The organism is Trueperella sp. HMSC08B05, assembly GCF_001808405.1.
GTDB classification, from domain to species: Bacteria; Actinomycetota; Actinomycetes; order Actinomycetales; family Actinomycetaceae; genus Trueperella; species Trueperella bernardiae.
Map to the genome: position 1 here is coordinate 1 of NZ_KV793267.1, position 1,308 is coordinate 1,308.

The 1,308-nt window shown below is 53.7% G+C and carries 1 protein-coding gene; it reads left to right on the forward strand.

Features of this window, described 5'->3' with window-relative positions; translation table 11 throughout:
• Nucleotides 1-50: 50 nt before the first annotated feature.
• Nucleotides 51-1,285 (forward strand): IS3 family transposase gene (locus HMPREF3167_RS09685; protein WP_210382983.1). Its coding sequence is split into 2 segments (ribosomal slippage): nucleotides 51-339 and nucleotides 339-1,285, totalling 1,236 coding nucleotides; the frame shifts between segments, so codons are not numbered across the junction.
• Nucleotides 1,286-1,308 lie beyond the last annotated feature (23 nt).

Below are 1,308 nucleotides of genomic sequence, written 5' to 3' on the forward strand. Positions count from 1 at the left end.
TGAAGTGTCCCAGGTTTTGTTCCGTTTGAGTAGATGGGAAAATCTGGAATATGCCAAGAAAATTTGACCAGGATGCCAAGGACCGCGTGGTCCGTCTCGTGGAAGATCGCATCTTGGCGGAAAATATGTCGATGCAAGCCGCATGCCAGGCAGTAGCCCCAAAGCTGGGGGTTTCATGGCACACGGCTCGCCAATGGACCCAGCAGGCCCGCCGTGCGGGAAACATCCCAGAACCTGTGCCTGAAGACTTGGCCGCCGAAAACGCGAGGCTACGCCGTGAAAATCAAGAGCTACGCGACACTAATGAGCTGTTGAAGGCTGCCTCGGCTTTTTTCGCGTCGGAACTCGACCCGAAACGTCGGAAATGATCCGGTTCATCGATAAATACCGGAATCGTTTCTCTGTCGAGTTCATTTGTAAGACGTTGAAGAATAACCGGGCTGGTGGGTTTATCACCTCGCGTGGTTATCGCCAGTCCAAGGCCCGTGGATTAAGTGCTCGTCGCCTTCGCGATGCTGTGCTGATCGACCGAATTAGAACTGTTCATCGGGATAATTACGGCGTCTACGGCGTGCGGAAAATGTGGCATGCTCTCCGCCGCGACGGAATTGATATCGGGCGTGAACAAACCGCCCGGCTGATGCGCTTGGCCGGTGTTTCTGGCAAAGGCAAAGGCGGATCACCTATCACAACCCGAAAAGCTAACGTGCCTGATCTGCGCCCGGACTTAGTCGAGCGTGAATTCAAAGCTCAGGGCCCGAATAAACTGTGGGTGGCCGACATTACGTATGTGCGCACGAAGAAAGGCTTTGTGTACGCCGCGTTTGTCACCGACGTTTACTCTCGACGGATCGTTGGGTGGGCGTTATCAGATTCCATGCGCACCGAAGCACTGCCGTTGCAAGCTCTTAACCAGGCGATCGTGTGTGCTGAGGAAACAACAGGTCTCATTCACCATTCGGATCACGGATCGCAGTACGTCAGCGTGGTCTACAACGAGCGACTTACCCAACACGGCATTACAGCTTCCACCGGAACTGTCGGTGACTCCTACGACAATGCTCTTGCTGAAAACGTCAACGGATCCTACAAGAACGAGCTGATCCATACCCGCAGGTGGAATGACGTTGTCGAGGTAGAAATCGCGACGTTCGAGTGGGTGTCATGGTGGAACGAGACAAGGCTTCACCAAAGCTTGGGATACCGAACCCCGGTCGAGGTGGAAACCGAATTTTGGAAGCAGAACCCGCCCCAAGCAAAAATAGAAATCAAGGCAAATGCCTAGGAACAAAACCCAGGGCACTTCAA